Origin of the sequence: Actinoplanes sp. NPDC051411, assembly GCF_040682075.1 — a bacterium.
Taxonomy (GTDB): Bacteria; Actinomycetota; Actinomycetes; order Mycobacteriales; family Micromonosporaceae; genus Actinoplanes.
This window is the reverse complement of record NZ_JBFBAD010000257.1, coordinates 1-4,307: the sequence shown is the minus strand read 5'-3', so window position 1 is coordinate 4,307 and position 4,307 is coordinate 1. Positions and strand designations below refer to the sequence as shown.

At 72.0% G+C, this 4,307-nt stretch carries 5 protein-coding genes; 2 read left to right on the top strand and 3 right to left on the bottom strand.

Annotated elements, in window-relative coordinates; genetic code table 11:
- Window positions 1–91: 91 nt before the first annotated feature.
- Window positions 92–916 carry an ABC transporter permease gene (locus AB0M88_RS52860; protein WP_364116138.1) on the bottom strand — a complete coding sequence of 275 codons (825 nt, stop codon included), beginning with the start codon at window positions 914–916 and terminating at the stop codon, window positions 92–94.
- 5 nt (window positions 917–921) lie between these two features.
- The gene (locus AB0M88_RS52855) at window positions 922–1,623 is read right to left on the bottom strand and encodes a HAMP domain-containing sensor histidine kinase (protein ID WP_364116135.1); all 702 of its coding nucleotides are present in this window, start codon (window positions 1,621–1,623) and stop codon (window positions 922–924) included.
- Between the two features lie 185 nt (window positions 1,624–1,808).
- Between AB0M88_RS52855 and AB0M88_RS52850 the strand changes: the two genes are divergently transcribed.
- Window positions 1,809–3,080, top strand: a complete 1,272-nt coding sequence (locus tag AB0M88_RS52850) for a glycosyltransferase (protein ID WP_364116132.1) — start codon at window positions 1,809–1,811, stop codon at window positions 3,078–3,080.
- The gene (locus tag AB0M88_RS52845; protein ID WP_364116129.1) at window positions 3,077–3,775 is read left to right on the top strand and encodes a polysaccharide deacetylase family protein; all 699 of its coding nucleotides are present in this window, start codon (window positions 3,077–3,079) and stop codon (window positions 3,773–3,775) included. The genes AB0M88_RS52850 and AB0M88_RS52845 overlap by 4 nt, the downstream gene beginning before the upstream one ends.
- A 16-nt stretch (window positions 3,776–3,791) precedes the next feature.
- Here the strand turns inward: AB0M88_RS52845 and AB0M88_RS52840 are convergent.
- On the bottom strand, window positions 3,792–4,307 hold a 516-nt coding region (locus tag AB0M88_RS52840), incomplete at its 5' end, for a hypothetical protein (protein ID WP_364116126.1).

Below are 4,307 nucleotides of genomic sequence, written 5' to 3'. Positions count from 1 at the left end.
GCCGGGGCTCCCGGCCCGCAGGCCGCGACCAGGGCAACCGCCGTCAACAGCGCGGACCAGGCAGATGAACGTAAGGCCATGGCTGCGGACCCTACCCACGACGTCCTGAGAATCGGTTGAAAAGCCCCATACGAACGACGCCGACCCCGGAAGAACTCGATCGGGCTTCCCAGGAGGGCCGCCGGATCACGCCGCGGGCGACCAGCTCGAGGGTGACGGCGGCCGCGATCGCCTCCGCCGCCAGCAACGCGATCAGCACCAGCAGCTGGGTCGCGCCGGCCTGCAACGCCGAACCACCGCCGAGCAGAACCCCGACGAACGCGCCGGGCAGCGTGACCAGACCGACCGTACGGGTCTGGTCCATTGCCGGCACGAGCGCCTGCCCGGCCGTCGGGCGGGACACCTCGAGGGCGGCGTCGCGGGGCAGGAAGCCGAGGGCCAGGGCGGCCTCGTACTCTCCCCGGCGGAGGTGCAGCTCGTCCAGGGCCCGACGACCCGACAACGAGGTGGCGGTCATCGCTCCCCCGATCAGGATTCCCGCGATCGGCAGCAACGCCACCTCGGTGTGCGGCATGGTGCCGCCGAGCACGATCACCGCCCCGGCGGGCGCGACTCCGGCCGCGATCGGGACGATGACCGGCCAGCCGAGCCGCAGAACACTGACCCGGCGCGCCGAGGTCGCCGCCGCGACCAGGACCATGAGCACAATGAAGCCGGCCGTCGCCCACCACGACCGCAACACCGCGGTGATCAGCAGTGACACGACTCCCAGCTGCAGAATCGCGCGCACCGAGGCGGTGACGACCGCCCGGCTCACGCCGAGCCGACCGACCATGGCGGCTGCCACCGCGATGACAACGAGCAGGGCCAGCACGACCCCGAACGCCGGTCCGATCGAGACCGTTCCCTGACTCATATGCCTCAGTCCGTCGGGGGCAGCGGGAGCCGGATCCGCATCGCCGCGCCGTGCTCGAGGTCGTCGACGGTCAGCGTGCCGCCATGCGCGGTCACGATGTCGCGGGCGATAGCCAGCCCGAGCCCACTGCCGCCACCGGCACGCGAACGACTGTCATCGAGCCGCACGAACCGTCCGAAGATCCGCTCCCGGTCCGCAGCCGGAATCGGCGGACCGTCATTACCGATCACGACCTCAGCCCACCCGGCACGGACCCCCACACTGATCGTCACACTGTGCCCGGCGTGCCGGACCGCGTTGTCGACCACATTACGAACCACCCGCAGCAACCCGTCACCGTCCCCGACCACCCGGACCGGCTCGAACACCGCCCGCACATCCAACTCCGGATGCTCACTGGCCAGACGCTCCCGCTCGGTATACACGATGTCATCCAAGTCGACATCCTGCCGGCGGTCCCGCAGCGCCTGATCATCGGTACGCGCCAGCAACAGCAGATCCTCAACCAACCGGGCCATCCGCGCGCTCTCCGCACGGATCCGCCCCACCGACCGGGCCACCGGCGCGGGCAGACCCGCCGCATCGAGCAGATCCGCATTGGCCTGCACCGTCGCCAACGGACTCCGCAACGTCATCGCCACCACCACCGCGGCCGCCAACGCCGAACGCAGACGAACCCCGAGACGACGACGCAACCGGTACAACATGGCCGCCACCGTAACGACCCACCGGAAGCGGCGGGGACCACATTCAGCACATCTTCAGCCACCACAAGCGCAGGCTGGAACCATGCGCGTACTGGTGGTCGAAGACGAGATCGGTGCCGTTTCGGAGTCCGACGACTGACACCGTTCAGGGAATCCTCAGGCCGCTGATCTCAGCCTGTGCGGTCATGGAGATCGTTTCCCCTGCGCCCGGCCCGATCGTCGTCCTCTCGGCGAGCATCGGCGCCGGCCACGACGGCGCCGCCGCCGAGATCACCCGCCGGCTGCGCACGTCCGGCTGCGCCGTCCGGCGCGCCGACTACCTCGACCTGCTGCCGGCCGGGTGGGGACGCGCGCTCAAGCAGACGTACGCCCGGCAACTCGCGTACGCCCCGGCGAGTTGGGGATGGCTGCTCGACTCCGCCGCCCGGCCCCGTGGCACGCGGTCGGCCGCGTGGTTCGCCACCTGGGCCGCGCAACGCCGCCTTCTGGACGTGACCGGCCCGAATCCGGCCGCCGTGATCTCCACCTATCCGCTCGCCAGCCAGGCCCTCGGCCGGCTGCGCCTCGCCGGACACCTGAACGCGCCGGCCTTCGCCGTTCTCACCGACCCGGCGGTGCATCCCCTGTGCGTCGCGCCGGGCATCGACCTGCACCTGGCCCCGAACCACGAGGCAGCCGAGGTGGTCCGCACCCTCTACGGTCTGGCCGCGGCCACCCATACGCCGATCGTCGAACCCGCCTTCCGGCCGGCGCGGGACAATGACGAGGTGGCCACCGCCCGCCGCCGGCACGGATTACCGCTGGACGCCGCGCTCGCCCTCGTGGTCGCCGGCTCGTGGGGCGTCGGCGACGTCGACGCCACCGTCCGCGATCTGGAAGCCGCGACCGAGGCGATCCCGGTCGTGGTCTGCGGCCGCAACACCAGGCTGCGCGACCGGCTCGCCGCCGGCGGACGGGCGATCGCCCTGGGCTGGATCGACGACATGCCCTCGCTGCTGCGCGCCGCCGACGTCGTCGTCCACAACGCCGGCGGCCTGTCCAGCCTGGAGGCCCTGGCGAGCGGAATCCCGCTGATCAGCTACCGATGCCTGCCCGGGCACGGGGTGGCCAACGCCGCGGCGCTGGAACGACTGGGCCTGTCGGCGTGGCCCCGCCGACCCGAGGAACTGGCACCGGCTCTGGCCGGGGCGTCACGGGCCCGGTCGATCGACGGTCCGGCCTCCTCGGCCTGCACGACCGACGTCGCCGAGCTGATCCGCCGCCAGATCGCCGGCATGAACCCGGTAGCCGTAACCGCGCTCACCGGACCGGCCACCACTGAGCCGGCCACCGCTATGCCGGCCACCACTGTGCCGGCCACCACTGTGCCGGCCACCACTGTGCCGGCCACCACTGTGCCGGCCACCACTGTGCCGGCCACCGCTGAGCCGGCCTCAGCCGCGGGGATGCCGGCATGAATCCGGCCCGCACTGCGTTCGCCGCGCTCACCCAGCCAGTACCCGCCGCGGCCGCGATCGGCCCGCTCCGCCGCCGGTTCCTGCCCCGCCTGGCCGGACTCGGCCGCCCCGGGCACGTCGCACTGACCTTCGACGACGGCCCTCACCCCGACGCCACCCCGGAACTATTACGCCTGCTCGACCAGGCCGGCATCAAGGCCACATTCTTCCTCCTCGGCCACGCCGTCGACCGATGGCCCGACATCGCCCGCGCCATCACCGACGCCGGCCACGAAATCGGCGTCCACGGCTACCACCACCGACTGCTCACCAGAATTGGCCCCTCGACGACCCGCGAAGACCTGGACCGCGCGACCTCCACCATCACCGCCGCCACCGGCGCACGCCCACGCTGGTGGCGGCCACCCTACGGCGTCGCCAACACCGCCGCCCTACTCGAAGCCCACCGCCTCGCCCTGCAGCCGATCCTCTGGACCACCTGGGGCCACGACTGGACCGCCCGCTGCACCCCCGACTCGGTCTACCGCAGCATCATGCGCAAACTCGACCACGGCGGCACCATCCTGCTGCACGACAGCGACCACCACGCCGCCCCCAAGTGCTGGCTCGCCATGCTCGGCGCCCTCCCGGCGATCCTGACCACCTGCCGCGCCCGCGGCCTCGACGTCGGGCCCTTGTCCGAGCACGGCCTCTGACCCGCTTCCGGCTGCGTCAGACTCCGGCGACGGCACCGCTCCCGCTGATGATGATCGTCTGCGCGATGAAGGCGCCGGTGCCGTCACACGGGGGCGCGTCCACCTCGTCGACCACGGCGGTCAGCTCGAACGTGCCGCGCAAGCCTTTGTAGGCGCCGGTCCCGGCTCCCGTCACGACCGGCGCCGCCGCATGGACCGTCACCGATCCCGAGCAGGTCCGTGGGTCGGCCGGAAAGTTCCGGTAGGCGGCGACCAGGCGGGCATCCAGGGCCGCGATGTCGACCCGGAACGTTCCCTGTTTCAGCGTGAGTTTGAGCTGGCCGGTGTGCTCGGGATCGGGCGACCCGTCCGACTTGACCGTCTCGCCGGTACCGAAGTCACCGATGGCACCGGTGAGAATCGCCGAGGACGCCGGGCCGTCGCTGTTGATCTCATAGTCGACCAGATGAACCGCGCTTCCGGTCCGGCTCGAGGCCACCGCCCCGGCGGCAGCCCGGTGGGGGCCGCGGGCGGGCGCGCGGGGGGCGGGAGC